Source organism: Micropruina sp. (assembly GCF_047602385.1).
In the GTDB taxonomy this organism is placed as follows: domain Bacteria; phylum Actinomycetota; class Actinomycetes; order Propionibacteriales; family Propionibacteriaceae; genus Micropruina.
In genome coordinates this window covers 755,545-771,819 of record NZ_JASGHL010000002.1, presented here as the reverse complement: position 1 = coordinate 771,819, position 16,275 = coordinate 755,545, and the positions used below count along the sequence as shown (strand labels likewise).

Genomic DNA, 16,275 nt, shown 5'->3' with positions numbered 1-16,275 from the left:
GGCTAGTCGTTGTCGAACTGCCAGGTTGCTTGTCGTTCGAGTGGTGACCAGTGGTGGAGGTCGTCGGTGCCGGTGGGACTGACTCGGTATTCGGCGCCGGTGGGTGACTTCCACCAGAAGGTCCCGGCTCGGGGTTGCTTCAGTCGCCAGCGGCCGACGGTCTTGGCTCGGTGGACGCGGCGAGTGAGTGGTCCGAGGTTGTCAGACCGGGTCTGACTGTCCGCGCCGGCCACGTAGGGCGTCGTGTGGTCCAAATCGAGTCTGCGGGCCGTCCAGGAGGAGTACGGAAAGACCTCGCAGACATCACGCAAGACCACCGCCTCGCGAATCCGATCGGGGATCTCGTAGGCGTCGACGGACTGTTCAGCATCGGCATGCAGGACGGGGTTGATGGTGATGCGGTGCGTACCGAACAGGTCGGCGAGCATGGATTTGGTGAGCGGTCCGAGGGTTTCGGACCGGGCGATCGAGGACTTGCCGGTCAGCATGTCGGGCGTGAGGTGGAGGTACACCTTGGTGCGTGGCAGGTAGCGCTGGTCGTCGTCACCGGCCAGGATCGCCTGGGCTCGGCCGGGTGTGGCGAGGATGCCGAGGGCACGTGACCGGCGGATGTCGAGTTCGTCAGTGTCGCCATTGTCACTGAGCTTCTTGGCGATGGCCCGAATGGTGGCTTCCAACTGCTGGGCGTCCGCGGTGTCGAGCCGAGCCCATACCTCGGTGACGGTCGGTTGGTCCTGGTCGGCCGCGCTGCGGACAAACCGGGCTTCCCGGGCCTTCCTCGCGGCGGCTGCGAGCTTGTCGGCGGCGACTTGTCCGACAAACCCACGCGCCAACCGGAGCAACCGTGCCCAGCCGATCCGGCCCACCTTTCCCGCGAGCTTCTCGTCGACGGCGAGAGCTTGCTCCTGGGTGAGTTCGTAACCGGCAGCCAGGCGGGCGATCTTGAATGCCTTGTAGGGCTCCACGATTCCCGCCCGGACCGCGTGCCACAGGGTGGGGTGGCGGGCTTCGAGGTTGATCACGTCGCGGATCAGCCAGGTGGCGGCGGTGACCGAGATGCCTTTGGTGGCGGCGACTTCGAGGGGGAGGAACTCGCCGACGAGTCGGCTGCCGTCGGCGCCGATGCGGATCGCTCGTTCACCGCCGACGACGTCGTATTCGTCGGTGGTGGTCCAGGAGTGTTCGCCGGCCAGTTCGGCCAGTGCCCGCATTTCTTCGGCGTCGGCTTGGTGGCGTAGTTCAACGGCGTGTCGGAGGCGGTCCGCAGCGGTGCCTTGGAACGGCGCTGCGGCTAGGATCATGTGTTCGATTATATGGCCTTAATATAGCTTTGGCAAGCTCTATACCAACAAGACGAACCGAAAAATCGCTGCACGTCGGGGCGTCCCGACCCGCAGCCGGTATGGCGTGGCAGCATGGGTGCGAGCCTGTCCCCGGCGTTCGTCCGCGGTTTGGGGTCTCGACAAGCTCGACCGGCGGTGGTGGGGCACGCGGCTTGGTCACCCTGTCGTGGACTCACCGCTGAGTGGCAGTCTGACCACGTGCCCGCCGTCGATCCCGTGCCACTGGTCAGCCCGACTCCACTCACCCTGCGCGGCCGCACGTTCACCGCCGCCAATCCGGCGGTGATGGGGATCGTCAACCGGACGCCGGACTCGTTCTACTCCTCCGCCCGCCACCCGTCCATCGAAGCCGGCCTGGACGCGGTGGCCGCAATGGTCGCGGACGGCGTCGACATCGTGGATGTCGGCGGCGTCCGGGCCGGGCAACAGGGCGCCTGGGTGGACGCGGACGAGGAGATCGCCCGAGTGCTGCCCTTCCTCGAAGCGGTTCGGCACGCGCATCCCGACCTGCTGCTCAGCCTGGACACCTGGCGTGCCGAAGTGGCCAGAGCCTGCGCCGGCCTCCGGATCGACCTGGTCAACGACACGTGGCAGGGCGCAGATCCCGAACTCGTCCAGGTCGCTGCGAAGCTCCAAGCCGGTTATGTCGTCTCGCACACCGGCGGCGCCGCTCCGCGCACCGATCCGGACGGCGTCCGCTACGGCTCCCGCGACGATCCGGACGACGTGGTCGCCGACGTCCTCGACGTTCTCGCCAAGGGCGTCAATCGCGCCCGAGAAGCGGGGATACCAGCCAACGCGATCCTGATCGACCCCACCCTCGACTTCGGCAAGACCACCCGGCACTCGCTGCGGACCCTGCGTGCCACCGCCCAGATCGCCGGACTCGGCTTCCCCGTCCTGCAGGCGCTCTCCCGCAAGGACTTCGTCGGCGAGACCCTCGACCTGGCTGTCGATGACCGGTTGGAGGGAACCCTTGCCGCCACCGCGGTGGCGGCGTGGCTGGGCACCGTCTGCTTCCGCGCCCACGACGTCCGGGCCACCCGGCGGGTGGTCGACATGGTGGCGTCCATTCGGGGCGACCGGCCGGCTGCGGTGAACCTCCGGGGCGTGCAGCGAGGCTGATCAGCGATAGCCTCGGTCGGTGCCCACCACCACCTACGCGACCGCCGTCGAAGCGGATCGCGTCGTGTTCCGGCTGCCGGATCCGCATGGTGAGGCGAATAGTGTCCGGCTGTGGTCCGAGGTGCCCGTCGCCCACACCGCGTTCACCCGCGACAGCCACGGCTGGGAACTCAGCATTCCCCGTCCCGGCGCCCATCGCATCGAGTACCTCTTCAAGCTCGCGATCGGCGACGATACCGTCACGGTGACCGACCCGACCAACCCGCTTCGGGTCGAAGGGGTCTTCGGGGACCACTCCTGGCTGCCGATGCCCGGCTACGCCGAGCCCGCCTGGCTGACCGCACCCCAACTCGAAACCACTAGTCAGCACTGGGAGCTCAGCACCAGCGACGGCCACCTCAGCGGTGCGCTCTGGGCACCGGCGGACGCCCACCCCAGCACCGCGCTCCCGCTGCTGATCTGCCACGACGGCACCCAGATGGCCCACTACGGACGGCTCACCGACTTCCTCGCCGCCTCCATCGCGAGCCACACGATCACGCCGCTGCGGGTGCTCCTGCTCGATCCCGGACCGCACCGGCACGCCCGCTACGCCGCCAACCCGCACTATGCGAAAGCCCTGGTCACCGAGGTGATCCCCGTCCTCACCCGCCAGCTGGCCGTGCAGGACAAGCCGGTGCTGATGGGGCAGAGCCTCGGCGCACTCGCCGCCCTCTACGCCGCCCGCCGCTACCCGGGCAGCTTCGCCGGGCTGTTCCTGCAGTCCGGATCGTTCTTCACCCCTGAGTTCGACCAGCAGGAGGCCGGTTACTCGCATTGGGCCGAGGTCACCGGGTTCACCTCCACGCTCTACCGCGCCGACCCGTCCGAGCAGATCCCGATCAGCATCGTCTGCGGCTCCGAGGAAGAGAACATCGGCAACAATCGTGCCCTCGCCGCGCACCTGGCAGCGCGGGGCGGCGACCTCGAGTGGGGCGAGGTGCCCGACGGCCACACCTGGACGACCTGGCGCGACCTGCTCGACCCGCATCTGACCCGCCTGCTGAGAAGGGCCTGGACCTGATGGACCGCTACCAGCTCGACCTGGACGCCCCCGGCTTCGACCGTCAGGGCACCGTGATCCGCTACGGCCACTGGGGACGTCCCGTGCTGGTCTTTCCGTCCGAGGCCGGACGGGCCTGGGACTACGAGAACAACGGCATGGTGGACGCCGTCGCCCCGCTGATCGACGCCGGCCGGGTCAAGCTCTATTGCGTCGACTCCTTCGATGCCCAGACCTGGTCGGACCGCTGGCTGCCCCTGGAGGAACGCGCCCGAAGGCACGGCGCCTACGCGTCCTGGATCACCGATCAGGTGGCCGGCTTCATCGGCGGCGACTCACCGGGGACGTCGGACGCGATCGTCACCGGCTGCTCGCTCGGCGCCTACCACGCGCTCCAGTTCTCGCTCACCCGCGCCGACCTGTTCCCGGTCGCCATCTGCCTCTCCGGGAACTACGACCCGTCCAGCTGGCACGCCTGGGGTGAGCGGGGCGACGCCGCCTATTTCGCCAACCCGACCAGCTACCTGCCCAATCTGGGTGGCGACCACCTGGACTGGTTGCGGTCCCGGTTGTTCGCCGTTCTGGTCGCCGGGCAGGGGGCGTGGGAGACCCATCCGACCGGTGCGCTGCCGTCCACCCGGCACGTCGCGAACCTGCTCGCCGAGAAGGGCATCAATCACGAACTCGACCTGTGGGGCCACGACGTCTCGCACGACTGGCACTGGTGGCAACGTCAGATCGCCCACCATCTGCCGCGGTTCTGCTGAGGTCGCTATCGTCGCGTCATGACCATCAACACGCACCATCAGATCGGTCTGTTGCTCGGCGCCGAAGAGGACTGGCCGCGAGCGTTCGAGACGGTCCTGGGCATGGTCGGCCCGCTCACCGTCGACGGCGTCACCCACACCATCGGTGCCGAACGGCTCACCATCGAACCCTTCGACCTGACCGACCCGGTCCGGACGCCGCTGGTGATCGACCGGCTCGCGCACTGGTACTACCACCCGCGCGAGTGGCTGAAGAAGGCCGCCATGGTGAACGGCACCTACCTGCTGAACAGCCCGTTCACCTTCCAGTCGATGGAGAAGCACTCCGCCTACTGCGCCATGCTGCGGCTGGGCCTCAAGGTGCCCAGAACCGTGCTGGTGCCGTACAAGAATCCGGTTGACAACGTCCGCTGGGCCTACACGTCGGCGACATACAACCAGCCCTTCGATCTCGAGGCGATCGCGGCCGACTTGGGCTACCCGCTGTACATGAAGCCGTTCGACGGCGGAGGCTGGCGCGGAGTCTCCCGGGTGGACAACGCCGAGGACCTGCGGCGCTCCTACGACGCGTCCGGCGAGATGCTGATGCACCTGCAGGCGACCGTCGACTACGACGTCTTCGCCCGGGCGCTGTCGATCGGTCCCGAGACCATGGTGATGGATTTCCGGCCCGAGCAGCCGATGCACAGCCGCTATCACGTCTCGCACGGCTTCCTGTCGGCCCGGGCCGGCCACGAGACCGCCGCGATCAGCCGGATCGTGAACGCCTTCTTCGCCTGGGAGTTCAACTCCGCCGAGATGCTGGTGGCCGGCGACGAGGTGTACCCGATCGACTACGCGAACGCCTGTCCCGATGTTGCGCTGACCTCGCTGCACTACTACTTCCCGTGGGCGATCAAGGCGCTCGTCCGGTGGAGTGTGTACTGCCTGGTCACCGGCCGGAAAGGGCAGATCGACCTGCACACCGAGCGCTACTTCGAGATCGCCGACGACCCGTCGCTGTCGTATGAGGCGAAGCTGGACGAGTACCTGGAGTTGGCCGACGACTACTTCGAGACCGACAAGTACTGGGCGTTCTGCGCCGAGCACCTCGGCCACCTGGATGCCGCCGTCCTGGACTGGGTGCGGTCACCCGAGTTCGACCGGCTCCTCGTGGACACGGTGCGGGCCACCTATCCCTCCTACGAGCACGACCTGTTCCTGGGTCATTTCCGCGGCCTGACCAAGGCCTGGGCCGACGAGCAGGACTGAACCGCAGGGACGGCCCGCTCAGCGGGCGACGAACCAGACCCAGTTCGCCTTGCTGCCGGTCTCGGCCCGGTCGAGCAGTTCCAGCTCGGCACCGTGGACGCCGTACAGCGACACGCTGGTGGACCGTTCGCCGGCGCAGACCAGGTAGCGGCCGTCGGGCGAGACGGCGAAGCCGCGCGGCTGCGCCTCGGTGACGGTGAAGCCCGCCGGCTCGGTCAGGGTGCCGTCGGCGGCGACCCCGACCGCGCCGAGCGTGCTCTCGGTGCGCTCCGAACACCACAGGTGCGCCGGGTCGGAGAAGTGCAGGTCGGCGCCCCAGATGAAGTGGTTCGCCATCGGATCAGCCCCGAACTCGCTGTGACCGAGGCCTTTCGAACGGTCGTACGCCGTGACCGAACCGGACGCCATCAGGTTGCCGAAGTGCGGGTCGCGCCGGTAGCGCAGCACCTCACCGGAGAATTCGGTGAGCACGTACAGGGCGTCCTGGGCGGCGTTCAGCACCAGGTGGCGCGGTCCCGAACCGCGCGGGGCGGCGACCGTCGGCGGCCCCAGCGGCACCAGGTTGAGCCAGGGATCGATCGCGTACTGGGCGATCAGGTCGGCGCCGAGCGAGACGAAGTAGGCGAACCGGCCGTCGCCGCTGGCCCGCACCGAGTGCAGGTTCGGGTACTCGATCCGGCTGATCGGATCGCTCACCTCGCCGTCGGTGAGCGCGCAGCTGATGCCATAGCCGCCGCCGTAGGACGCGCCGAGCAGGGCAGAGCCGTTGCGGGTCAGCGAGAGGTAGTTCATTCCGCCGTCCGGCAGCGCGAGATGCGAGCGCGGGGTGAGCGCGCCGGCGGCTCGGTCCAGGGCGAGGGTGGCGATGCCGGGGTCGTCCCCCTTGACGGCCGCGTAGACCAGATCGCGCCGGGCGTCCAGCACGAAGGTGGAGCATCCGGGCACTCCGCCGCTGACCGCCACCCGTTGCAATCGCCCGCCGGCCAGCCGGAAGGAGCTGATCGTGCCATCACCGGAGTTGGCGACCAGGACGAGCCAGGAGTCGGTCATGGTCTGATCGTAGGGGCTGGCGCTACTGCGCGAGCCCGTACAGCCGGTCCCCGGCGTCGCCGAGACCGGGAACGATGTAGCCGTGCTCGTTCAGCCGCTCGTCCACCGCCGCGACCACCAGGGTGGTGGGAACTCCGACCGGGTCGACCAGCGCCTTCATCCGCTCGATGCCCTCGGGCGAGGCCAGCAGGCAGATGCAGGTGATGTGGTCGGCGCCGCGATCGACCAGGAACTTCACCGTGCCGGCCAGCGAGCCGCCGGTGGCCAGCATCGGGTCGAGGACGTAGCACTGCCGTCCGGACAGGTCCTGCGGCAGCCGTTCGGCGTAGGTGAACGGCTCCAACGTCTCCTCGTCGCGGACCATGCCGACGAAACCGACCTCGGCGGTCGGCATCAGCCGCATCATGCCGTCCAGCATGCCGAGCCCGGCGCGCAGGATCGGCACCACCAGGGGCCGCGGCCGGGACAGCTTGCGGCCGGTGGTGACGGTGACCGGCGTGGTCACCTCGCAGTCCACCACCCGCACCTCGCGGGTCGCCTCGTAGGCCAGCAGCGTGACCAGTTCGTCGACGAGCTGCCGGAAGACCGGGGACGGGGTTTCGACGCTGCGCAGCAGCGTGACCTTATGCGATACCAACGGATGATCGAGTGCGCGCAGTTCCACACCCGAACCTTTGCATCCCGGAGTCACCCGGGCAAAGGACGCCGGCGGTGTGCGTCGCCGGGTAGGGCATGAAACGATGGGTGTTCGAGGATCTAGGGAGTGGTGATGAGCAGGTACACGGACGCCTCCGACGAGGAGTACGCCCCCCGTGGCGACGACCGTCCCGGTCTCGACGACCTCGCACCGGCGGTCGAGTTGATCGGTGACGCGCTCGATGAGGACGACGACGAGGACGACTATCCCGAGGACGCCACCGACGACGACATCGACCTGGTGGTCGCCCTCTACCGCGAGGACGGTCAGCCGGTCGCGCTCGCCCTGGGTATCGAGCTGGCCAACGATCTCGACGAGCTGATCACCCAGCTGCGCCGCATTCCGGGTGACGGCGGTGCGGTCGGCCTGGTCTCGATCGCTTCGGAGTTCTTCGTGATCGTCCGGGTGCGTGGCAAGCACGTCCAGGTGCTGCTGTCCGACGAGCTGGCCGCCACCGACTGGCCGATCGCCCGCGACGTCGCCGATTTCCTGGGTTCCGAGCTGCCCGAGGACGACGAGGACGCCGGGCCGATCGGCGACCTCGACATCCTCGCCGATGTCGGCATCCCCGACTTCGAACTTGAGGCGCTCTGCGATTCCGAGGACGATTCGGACGCGCTGCTCGAGCGGGTGGCCAAGAAGCTGAAGTTCCTGCCGCAGTACCGCAAGACGGTCCAGGCGGGGTTCGGCCTCTGAGGTGAACCGCTGGCTCGCACCGATGGCAAAGGCCCGTGCCGAGGCGGCCCTTGCTCCCGCGCATGGTGACGTGCCGATCGGGGCGGTAGTGCTGGATCCTTCGGGGCACGTGGTCGCGCGGGCGCACAACGAACGCGAGTTGACCGGCGACCCGACCGCGCACGCCGAACTGCTGGCGCTGCGCCGGGCCGCGGCCGCGCGGGGTGAATGGCGGCTGGACGGACACACCCTGGTGGTCACCCTGGAACCGTGCACGATGTGCGCCGGCGCCCTGGTGCTGGCCCGCGTCGAGCGGGTGGTGATCGGCGCCTGGGACACCAAGGCCGGCGCGGTGGCGTCCGTCTTCGACGTGGTGCGGGATCCTCGGTTGAACCATCGTGTCGACGTGGTCGGGGGGATCGAGGCGGAGGCCTGCGGCGAGCTGCTGCGGGAGTTCTTCGAGGGGCACCGGTGACCCGGTCCGGTCGGATTTGGCAGCGGATCGCACCTGGCCGATAGAATCGCCGACGGTGGCGTGTCCGAGCGGCCTAAGGAGCACGCCTCGAAAGCGTGTGTGGGTCCTGCCCACCGTGGGTTCAAATCCCACCGCCACCGCCAATCAGAACGCCGCTCCGCCTGTGCAGGTGGAGCGGCGTTTCTGACGATCTAGCTGGTGCGGCGCAGGTACTCCAGCACGACGCTGTTGTCCTGATCGCCCAGGCCGGCGTCGGTCAGGCCGGTGAACAGATCCAACGAGACCTTCAGCGACGGCAGGTCGCGACCCCCCGCGCTGTCGGCGGCGAAGGTGAGGTCCTTGACCAGGAACTTCGCCGGGCCGCTGGGGGAGAAGTCCTCGGCGGCGAGCTTGTCGCGCTTCTGGTCCAGCAGTTCGGACGCCGCCAGTCCGGCGCCCAGCACATCCAGCACATGACCGACGTCCAGGCCGTTGTCCTTGGCCACGATGGACGCCTCGGCCAACGCCACCAGCGTGCCGGCGACCACCATCTGGTTGCAGGCCTTGGCGACCGCACCGGCGCCGACGTCACCCATCAGTTCCACGGTGCCGCCGATCACGTCCAAGATCGGGCGCAGCCGCTCGAACATCGTCGGCGACGACCCGCACATGATCGACATGGTGCCGTCCTCGGCCTTCGCGACACCGCCGGACATGCAGGCGTCCATCACGTCGACCTGGCCCTGCAGCCGCTGCGCCAGTTCCCGGACGCGGTTCGGCGAGATCGTGCTCATCACGATCAGGTCTTTGGTTCCGCCCTCGATCAGCGCCGGCAGCATGGGCTCCAGGTAGGGCAGGTCGGGCAGCAGGCAGAAGACAAGTTCGCGGTCCTGCAGCGCCACGGTGGCGTCGGTGGAGACCGCCACCCCGGCCTCGGACGCCGCCGGCACCTCGACGATGTTCGCGCCGGTCACGTCGTGGCCGGCCCGGGCCAGGTTCACCGCCACGGGCAGCCCCATATTTCCCAGCCCCAGCACACAGATCTTCATGCCCACTCCTCCAGTCGCGCCCGGAACTCCGGGCTGTCCAGCACATCACGGTTCACCACGAATCGTGGCGCCTGACCCGCCGCGACGGCCAGCAGGGCGTCCACGCAACTGTTGCCGTTGCCCAGGCTCATCTCGGAGGTCCACGACAGCGAATGCGGCGCCAGGGTGACGTTCGGCAGCTTCTCGATGCCGGAGCTCTGCGGCTCGTCCTCGAAGACGTCAAGCCCGGCCGCCCGGATCGATCCCGAGCCGAGCGCGTCGATCAGGGCGGCCTCGTCGACGATCGGGCCGCGGGCCATGTTGATCAGTACGGAACTGGGCTTCATCAGGTCCAGGAAGTGCGCGTCGACGGCATGCCGGGTCTGGGGGGTGAGCGCGGCCATGATGATCACCGCGTCCGAGGCGGCCGCCAGCTCGGCCCGATCCACCAGCCGGACGCCGAGTGCTGCGGCCCGCTCCGGCGAACAGAACGGGTCGTGACCGATCAGCGTGACGTCGAAGGGTGCCAGCAGCCGGAGGAACTCGCCGCCGGTGTTGCCCACCCCGAACAGGCCGATGGTGAGGCCGTTCAGACCGGTGCCCATCAGGCCGGTCCGGTCCGACCAGCGGTGCTGGCGAACCAGCGCGTCCTTGGCGACCAGGTTGTGCAGCACCGCCAGCAGCATCGCCAGGGTCGCGGTCGCCACCGGCTTGCGGGCTCCGTCCGGGGTGATCGTGACGGCGACGGCGTTGCCGGTGCAGGCGGCCAGATCGACGGTGTCGTAGCCGACGCCGAACCGGGACAGCACCAGCGGACGCGGAACGCCGTCCGCGAACGAGGCCGCGGTCACCGCCGGTGCCGCGAACAGCACGCCGTCGTAGGGCGCCAGGTGTTCGGGAAGGAAGGCGGCGACGTCCTCGGGCAGGTACTCCCAGGTCACGTCCGGACGGTCCAGCCGGGCCAGCCCGATGTCGCCCCAGACGTTGCGGTCGCCCTCGAGGAAGTCCCGGGAGACCCCGACCCGGAAAGTGCCGGCCATCAGAAGACGGCGATCGGGTTGACCGGGCCGCCGGTGCCGCGCGGGACGTTCAGCGGAGCGACGGTGAGCATGAACCGGTACTTTCCTTCCTCGCGGCACGCTGTCGCCAGTTCCTCCAGATCAAGGTTGTCGAGCAGTGGAACGCCCATCGCGGTGATCGCCAGAACGTGGATCGGTGAGCCGACTCCGGGGGTCGGCGAAGGTCGTGCGTCACTGTCGCCGTCCCCGCCTAGCAGGCTGATGTTGCGTTCGGCGAGCAGCGGCATGGCGTCGACGTGCAGGCCGGCGCTGCCCTCGACATCGGCGTCCCACGGCCCCAGTGCGGCCCGGCGGGCGAAGTGCCCGCTGCGTACCAGGACGGCGTCGCCGGGTTCGATCCGGACGCCGAGCGCCTCCTCGGCACGCAGGATGTCCTCGGCGTGGAAGGCGGTGCCGGGCTCGATCCAGTCCTTGCCGTCGATGGCGGCGAAGTCGAGCAGGACGCCGCAGGTGATTAGATGGCGCAGCGCCGAGACGTCGCCGAAGTCGGTGCCGGTGGCGTTCACCACGTCGGCGGAGGTGTTGCCGTCGAACAGCTGGCCTCGGTAGGCGATGTGGCTCAGCGCGTCCAGGTGCGAGACCGCCTTGCCGTGGAAGGCGACGCCCAGGAAGTCCTTGTTGCAGGTGGGTTCGGGCGGTTCCCGATCGCCGAGTTCGACCATCAGGTGCATCGCCGGTTGCGGGTTGTCGACGCCACTGACGGTGTTCCAGGGCAATGCCATCTGGGCGGTGCGACCGGAACTGACCAGACCGGCCGCTTCGCGCACCTTCTCGGCGCCGACCGTGCCCCAGGCCCCGCGCGAGGGCTCGCTATATTGACCCCACCTCTTGAGCTGTTCGAAGACCTGGTCGAACTCCTCCTGAGGCACCTCGGGCAGAGCAAGCGGGTTCGTGATGCGCGCGGCAGCCACGGCGGTCTCCCTTCGTTGGGTGTTTGGCGTCATCACCGTAGTCCATTACTCTGTCGCCGATCCAGCATGATGATCAAGAAGGGTTGCGATGGATCGCAGTGCGGTGCCGGCCCTGACCCGGGCGATGGCGATCGTCGACCTGCTGGCCGATGCCGGCCAGGTCGGTCTCACCGTCGCCGACATCGCCGCCCGCACCGGAATCGCCAAGTCGACCACCGCGCTGCTGTGCACCGTGCTCGAGAGCGAGGGCATGGCCCGCCGGCACGATGGACGCTACCGGCTGGGCCGCCGCTTCCTCGGGCTCGCCGCCGACTACCTCGCCACCGTGGACGACCTGGAGGAGTTCTACGCCGAGGTGCGGAGGTTGCCCATCGTCTCCCGGGAGGCCGCCCGGCTGGCGCTGCTCGACGGCACCGACGTGATCTACCTCGCCCGCTACGAGGCGAGCGGCCGTCCGCGCCGGATGACCGGCGGTATCGGGGACCGGTTCCCGGCTTCGATCACCGCGACCGGCAAGGTGATGCTCGCCACGCTGCCGGCCGAGGCGGTCGAGGACCGGTACCGGGGCAAGCTGCTGCCGCGCTACACCGAGCGCAGCATCCAGGCGCTGCCCGACCTGCTGCGCGACCTCGCCGACGTGCGCGAGCGGGGCTACGCGATCGACGACGAGGAGACCAACCTCGGCCAGGTGTGCTACGCGGTCGCCGTCCGCAACGCCCCGGACGAGGTGGCCAGCCTGTCGGTGAGCTCGACGATGACCCGGGAGCGGGCGGGCGAGTTGCCCGCCGCCGCCGTGGTCGCCGAACTGGAGCGGCTCGCCGGACTGTTCCGCAATCCGCTGGCCGGTCGCTCGTTCTGAGCGGGCCGCTCCGGGGCGGCACGGCGATTCTTGGATGACGGGTTGCTTCCCGTCCAAACGTGGTCCAGAATCTTGGTCACGGTCCAGAATGTTGGCTTTCACTCAGAGTTGAGGATTCCAATGGCTGATGCTCCCCTGATCGAGATCAAGGGCCTTGTCAAACAGTTCGGCGCCACCCAGGCGCTGAAGGGTGTCGACTTCACCCTGCAACCGCACAGCATCCACGCGCTGCTCGGCCAGAACGGCGCGGGCAAATCGACGCTGATCAAGGTGCTGTCCGGCCTGTACCCGCCGACCGCGGGCGACGTCCGCGTCCAGGGCCACCCGCTCGGCTCGCCCGAGGCGACCCGGGCGATGGCGTTCATCCACCAGGATCTGGGTCTGGTCGAGGCGATGAGCGTCGCCGAGAACGTCGCGCTCGGCACCACCTACGCCCGCAGCGGCGGGCTGATCAACTGGCGCGAGGTGCGGCGGCGGGCCGAGGCGGCGTTGGCGCTGGTCGAGCTCGACGTCGATCCCGAAACCCTGATCGCCGACCTGACCAGGGCCGACCGCTCCCTGGTCGCCATCGCCCGGGCGCTGTCCGCGGACGCCCCGATCCTGGTCCTCGACGAGCCGACCGCGTCGCTGCCGGCGGCCGACTCCGAGCGGCTGTTCGAGGTGCTGAAGAACCTGCGCGACCGGGGCTGCGGGATGATCTACGTCTCGCACCGGCTCGACGAGGTGTTCGCCATCTCCGACTCGGTGACGGTCTTCCGCGACGGGCGGCTGATCCACGCCGGTGGCATCAAGGACAAGACCCCGCAGGACCTGATCGTCGACATCGTCGGCAGCAAGCCGAAGAGCTACCAGTCCCGGTTCGACGCCCGCACCCGTCCGGTGGTGCTGTCCGGTGACCGGGTGCTGGCCGGACCGGCCGGACCGGTCAGCTTCCAGGTGCACGCCGGTGAGGTGGTCAGCATGGTCGGCCTGACCGGCGCCGGCCACGTCCAACTCGGCCGTGCCATCGGCGGCGCCTTCCCGATGCACGGCGGCTCGCTGACCCTCGACGGCCAGTCCTATGCCCCGACCTCGCCGGCCGCGGCCGTCGACCGCGGCGTGGGCTTCGTCACCTCCAACCGGATGGAGGAGGGGATGGCGCCGGAGATGAGCGTCCGGGAGAACTTCCTGGCCAACCTGCGGCCGCGGGGCAAGTCCATCCTCAGCTGGAACAGCCCGGGCAAGGACGCCGAACTCGGCGAACAGCTCACCGAGACCTACGGCGTCCTGCCGAACAACCCCGAGGCGCCGATCGCCACGCTGTCCGGCGGCAACCAGCAGAAGGTGATGGTCGGCCGCTGGCTGTCGGCGAACCGCCGGGTGATCGTGCTGGAGGAACCCACCGCGGGCGTCGACGTGGGCGCGAAGGCCGACATCTACCGCCTGCTCGAGGACGCCCTGGACGCGGGTCTGGCGGTCGTCATGGTCAGCACCGACTTCGAGGAGGTGGCCAGTGTCGCCCATCGCGCGCTGGTCTTCGTCCAGGGCCGGATGACCGAAGAACTGGCCGGCGACGACCTCACCGTCGGCACACTCACCGCCGCCAGTTCCGGCGCCAACCTGTTGACCACCAAGTGACGAGGGAGTCCACCGCAATGACCACAGCAGCACCAGCCGCGCCGGCTCGCCCGGCCAAGCGCCGCCGCGGCGGAGGCTCGTTCGTCGGCACCTACGGCCTGCTCATCCTGGCCGTCCTGCTCTTCGGGGTGTTCGCCATCCTGATGCCCGGCACCTTTCTCACCCGGACCAACCTGAACGCGATCCTCGGCGCCAACTCGATCCCGGCGATCCTGGCGCTGGGTGCGATGATCCCGATCGCCACCGGCAAATTCGACGTGTCGATCGGCTACGCGCTCGGCTTGGCCCATGTGCTGATGATGACCATGGTGGTGAACGGCGTGGACTGGATCCTGGCCGCGCTGATCGTGCTGGTGCTGCTCACCATCGTCGGCGTGGTCAACGGGCTGCTGGTCGAACTCGGCCGGATCGACTCGTTCGTGGCCACCCTGGGCACCGGTTCGGTGCTCTACGCGATCACCGGCGCCATCACCAACGGCGCCCGGGTCGTACCCACCGGCAACGGGCTGCCCTACGGCTTCACCGACCTCTACGACTCGAAGTTCATCGGCATCCCGGTCGCCGCCTGGTACGTGACCGTGATCGCGGTGATCCTGTGGATCGTGCTCGAGCGGCTGCCGCTCGGTCGGTACTTCTACGTCCTGGGCTCCAATCAGCGCGCCGCAGACCTGATCGGCCTGCCGACCCGCCGCTACTCGGTCTACGCCTTCGGCGCCTGCTCGTTCCTGGTCGGTGTGGCCGGCGTCCTGCTCGCCTCCCAGCAGCAGATCGGCAACCCCTCGGTCGGCTCGGAGTACATGCTGCCCGCCTTCGTCGCGGCGCTGCTGGGTTCCACCGTGATCAAGCCCGGACGCCCCAACGCCGGCGGCACCATCGTCGCGGTGGTCACCCTGGCGATCGGCCTGGCCGGCATCGGCCAGCTGGGCGCCAACTTCTGGGTCAACCCGCTGTTCAACGGCATCACGCTGCTGATCGCGGTCGGCCTGGCCGGCTGGAGCGCCCGCCGCAAGATCCTGGCCGGCATCGCGGCCAACAAGGCCGTCGACAACGCCGCGCCTCCAGCGGCGGGCGCCACCGGCGTCCAGACCGCCGACGGTGAGCTCGCCGACACGGTCGGCCCGCACACCTCGGCCGCCCCGGTCATCGACCCGTCGGTCGACCCCGACAAGCCCGCCTCCTGATCGCTCGCCACCCGTCCGAAAGGTTCACCATGGCATCACCATTCCGCCGCCCGCTGGCCGCCGGCTGCGCACTCGCCATCGGCGCATCGCTCGCCCTGGCCGGTTGCGAGCGCGGCTCCGACGCGGCCCGGGCCTCGGCGCAGGCCACCAGCACCGCCGCGTCCGCCTGCCCGGACGTGGTCGCGTCCGCCCGCGCGGCCGTCGACAAGGCGACCGCGAAGGACCAGCCCTGGGACGGCCCCAGCACCGGTCCCAAGGCGGTCGCCGGCAAGACCATCGTCTACGTCGCGCAGTCGATGCAGAACCCAGGGGTTGCCGGGGTGGCCGCCGGGCTGACCGACGCCAGCGCGGCGATCGGCTGGACGCTGAAGACGATCGACGGCCAGGGCAGCCCGGCCGGCATCCAGAACGCCTTCAACCAGGCGCTGACCCTGAACCCGGCCGGCATCATCCTCGGCGGCTTCGACCCGAAGACCACCGCCGACCAGGTCCGGCAGGCCAACGCCGCGAAGATCCCGCTGGTCGGCTGGCAGGCGCTGGCCACCCCCGGCCCGAGCGATGACCCGAAGCTGTTCAGCAACGTCACCACCAAGGTCGAGGATGTCGCCAAGATCAGCGCGCAGTACATCATCGCCCGCTCCAACGGCGCGGCCGGCGTGGTCATCTTCACCGACTCGTCGATCCCGTTCGCCGAGGGCAAGAGCCAGATGATCCAGAAGGAACTGCAGACCTGCTCGTCGGTCAACGTGCTGAAGTACGCCAACATCCCGATCGCGGACGTGGCGAACCGGATGCCGACCGAGACCAGCGCGCTGCTCAGCAGCCTGGGCGAGAAGTGGACCTACTCGGTGGCGATCAACGACGTCTACTTCGAGAACGCCACCGCCGCCTTCCGGCAGTCCGGACGGACGGCGGCGACCGCGCCGGTCAACGTCGGCGCCGGCGACGGCGACGCGGCCGCGCTGACCCGGATCCGCAACGGCGACTTCCAGGCAGCCACCGTGCCGTCCCCGCTGCGCTCGGAGGGCTGGCAGATCGTCGATGAACTGAACCGGGCGTTCGCCGGCGAGAAGGCGTCCGGCTATGTCCCGCAGATCCACGTCTCGACCAAGGACAACGCCACCGCTGACAACTTCTGGGATCCGACCGGTTACCAGGACGCCTACAAGAAGATCTGGGGCAAGTAGCGATTCCCT

16 protein-coding genes and 1 tRNA gene are annotated in these 16,275 nt (G+C 69.1%); 11 read left to right on the top strand and 6 right to left on the bottom strand.

Features of this window, described 5'->3' with window-relative positions; translation table 11 throughout:
- Positions 1–2 precede the first annotated feature (2 nt).
- A complete protein-coding gene (locus QM711_RS08585) occupies positions 3–1,301 on the bottom strand; it encodes a hypothetical protein (RefSeq protein WP_415098275.1) in 1,299 nt (432 codons plus the stop codon).
- Between the two features lie 240 nt (positions 1,302–1,541).
- Here QM711_RS08585 and folP point away from each other — a divergent pair, with 240 nt between their 5' ends.
- Genes folP through QM711_RS08565 form a run of 4 tightly spaced genes read left to right on the top strand, consistent with a single transcriptional unit; the run spans position 1,542 to position 5,528 of the window.
- Complete coding sequence (gene folP, locus QM711_RS08580; RefSeq protein WP_415098273.1) at positions 1,542–2,468, top strand: dihydropteroate synthase; 927 nt, start codon at positions 1,542–1,544, stop codon at positions 2,466–2,468.
- Between the two features lie 19 nt (positions 2,469–2,487).
- The gene (locus tag QM711_RS08575; protein WP_415098271.1) at positions 2,488–3,531 is read left to right on the top strand and encodes an alpha/beta hydrolase; all 1,044 of its coding nucleotides are present in this window, start codon (positions 2,488–2,490) and stop codon (positions 3,529–3,531) included.
- Positions 3,531–4,277: an esterase family protein gene (locus tag QM711_RS08570; protein ID WP_415098269.1), complete on the top strand. Its 747-nt coding sequence runs from the start codon at positions 3,531–3,533 to the stop codon at positions 4,275–4,277. The genes QM711_RS08575 and QM711_RS08570 overlap by 1 nt, the downstream gene beginning before the upstream one ends.
- Positions 4,278–4,295: 18 nt before the next feature.
- Positions 4,296–5,528, top strand: coding sequence for an ATP-grasp domain-containing protein (locus QM711_RS08565; RefSeq protein ID WP_415098267.1), 1,233 nt, complete (start codon positions 4,296–4,298; stop codon positions 5,526–5,528).
- Between the two features lie 18 nt (positions 5,529–5,546).
- Here QM711_RS08565 and QM711_RS08560 read toward each other — a convergent pair whose 3' ends face one another.
- Both QM711_RS08560 and upp read right to left on the bottom strand, forming a co-directional pair.
- Positions 5,547–6,578, bottom strand: a complete 1,032-nt coding sequence (locus QM711_RS08560) for a lactonase family protein (RefSeq protein ID WP_415098265.1) — start codon at positions 6,576–6,578, stop codon at positions 5,547–5,549.
- 22 nt (positions 6,579–6,600) lie between these two features.
- Positions 6,601–7,242 (bottom strand): uracil phosphoribosyltransferase, encoded by a 642-nt coding sequence (gene upp / locus QM711_RS08555; RefSeq protein ID WP_415098263.1) that lies wholly within the window; start codon positions 7,240–7,242, stop codon positions 6,601–6,603.
- Between the two features lie 105 nt (positions 7,243–7,347).
- Between upp and QM711_RS08550 the strand changes: the two genes are divergently transcribed.
- The 3 genes from QM711_RS08550 to QM711_RS08540 all read left to right on the top strand — a co-directional run bounded on the left by QM711_RS08550 (position 7,348) and on the right by QM711_RS08540 (position 8,568).
- Complete coding sequence (locus tag QM711_RS08550; protein ID WP_415098261.1) at positions 7,348–7,971, top strand: tRNA adenosine deaminase-associated protein; 624 nt, start codon at positions 7,348–7,350, stop codon at positions 7,969–7,971.
- Between the two features lie 22 nt (positions 7,972–7,993).
- Positions 7,994–8,425 (top strand): nucleoside deaminase, encoded by a 432-nt coding sequence (locus tag QM711_RS08545; RefSeq protein ID WP_415098259.1) that lies wholly within the window; start codon positions 7,994–7,996, stop codon positions 8,423–8,425.
- A 54-nt stretch (positions 8,426–8,479) separates the two neighbouring features.
- Positions 8,480–8,568, top strand: a tRNA-Ser gene (locus QM711_RS08540).
- 48 nt (positions 8,569–8,616) lie between these two features.
- On the opposite strand, the gene QM711_RS08535 is transcribed toward QM711_RS08540, so the two are convergent.
- From QM711_RS08535 to QM711_RS08525, 3 genes are read right to left on the bottom strand one after another with little or no spacing between them, the layout of a single operon-like run.
- Positions 8,617–9,453 carry an NAD(P)-dependent oxidoreductase gene (locus tag QM711_RS08535; RefSeq protein WP_415098257.1) on the bottom strand — a complete coding sequence of 279 codons (837 nt, stop codon included), beginning with the start codon at positions 9,451–9,453 and terminating at the stop codon, positions 8,617–8,619.
- Positions 9,450–10,472, bottom strand: a complete 1,023-nt coding sequence (locus QM711_RS08530; RefSeq protein ID WP_415098255.1) for a 2-hydroxyacid dehydrogenase — start codon at positions 10,470–10,472, stop codon at positions 9,450–9,452. The genes QM711_RS08535 and QM711_RS08530 overlap by 4 nt, the downstream gene beginning before the upstream one ends.
- Positions 10,472–11,422, bottom strand: a complete 951-nt coding sequence (locus QM711_RS08525; RefSeq protein ID WP_415098253.1) for a cyclase family protein — start codon at positions 11,420–11,422, stop codon at positions 10,472–10,474. Before QM711_RS08525 ends, QM711_RS08530 begins: the two co-directional genes overlap by 1 nt.
- Before the next feature lie 88 nt (positions 11,423–11,510).
- Between QM711_RS08525 and QM711_RS08520 the strand changes: the two genes are divergently transcribed.
- The 4 genes from QM711_RS08520 to QM711_RS08505 all read left to right on the top strand — a co-directional run bounded on the left by QM711_RS08520 (position 11,511) and on the right by QM711_RS08505 (position 16,266).
- Positions 11,511–12,281 (top strand): IclR family transcriptional regulator, encoded by a 771-nt coding sequence (locus tag QM711_RS08520; protein ID WP_415098251.1) that lies wholly within the window; start codon positions 11,511–11,513, stop codon positions 12,279–12,281.
- A gap of 120 nt (positions 12,282–12,401) precedes the next feature.
- Complete coding sequence (locus tag QM711_RS08515; protein ID WP_415098249.1) at positions 12,402–13,898, top strand: sugar ABC transporter ATP-binding protein; 1,497 nt, start codon at positions 12,402–12,404, stop codon at positions 13,896–13,898.
- 17 nt (positions 13,899–13,915) lie between these two features.
- Entirely contained in the window at positions 13,916–15,079 is a 1,164-nt protein-coding gene (locus QM711_RS08510; RefSeq protein WP_415098247.1) for an ABC transporter permease, read from the top strand.
- A gap of 29 nt (positions 15,080–15,108) precedes the next feature.
- The gene (locus QM711_RS08505) at positions 15,109–16,266 is read left to right on the top strand and encodes a substrate-binding domain-containing protein (protein ID WP_415098245.1); all 1,158 of its coding nucleotides are present in this window, start codon (positions 15,109–15,111) and stop codon (positions 16,264–16,266) included.
- Positions 16,267–16,275: the final 9 nt, after the last annotated feature.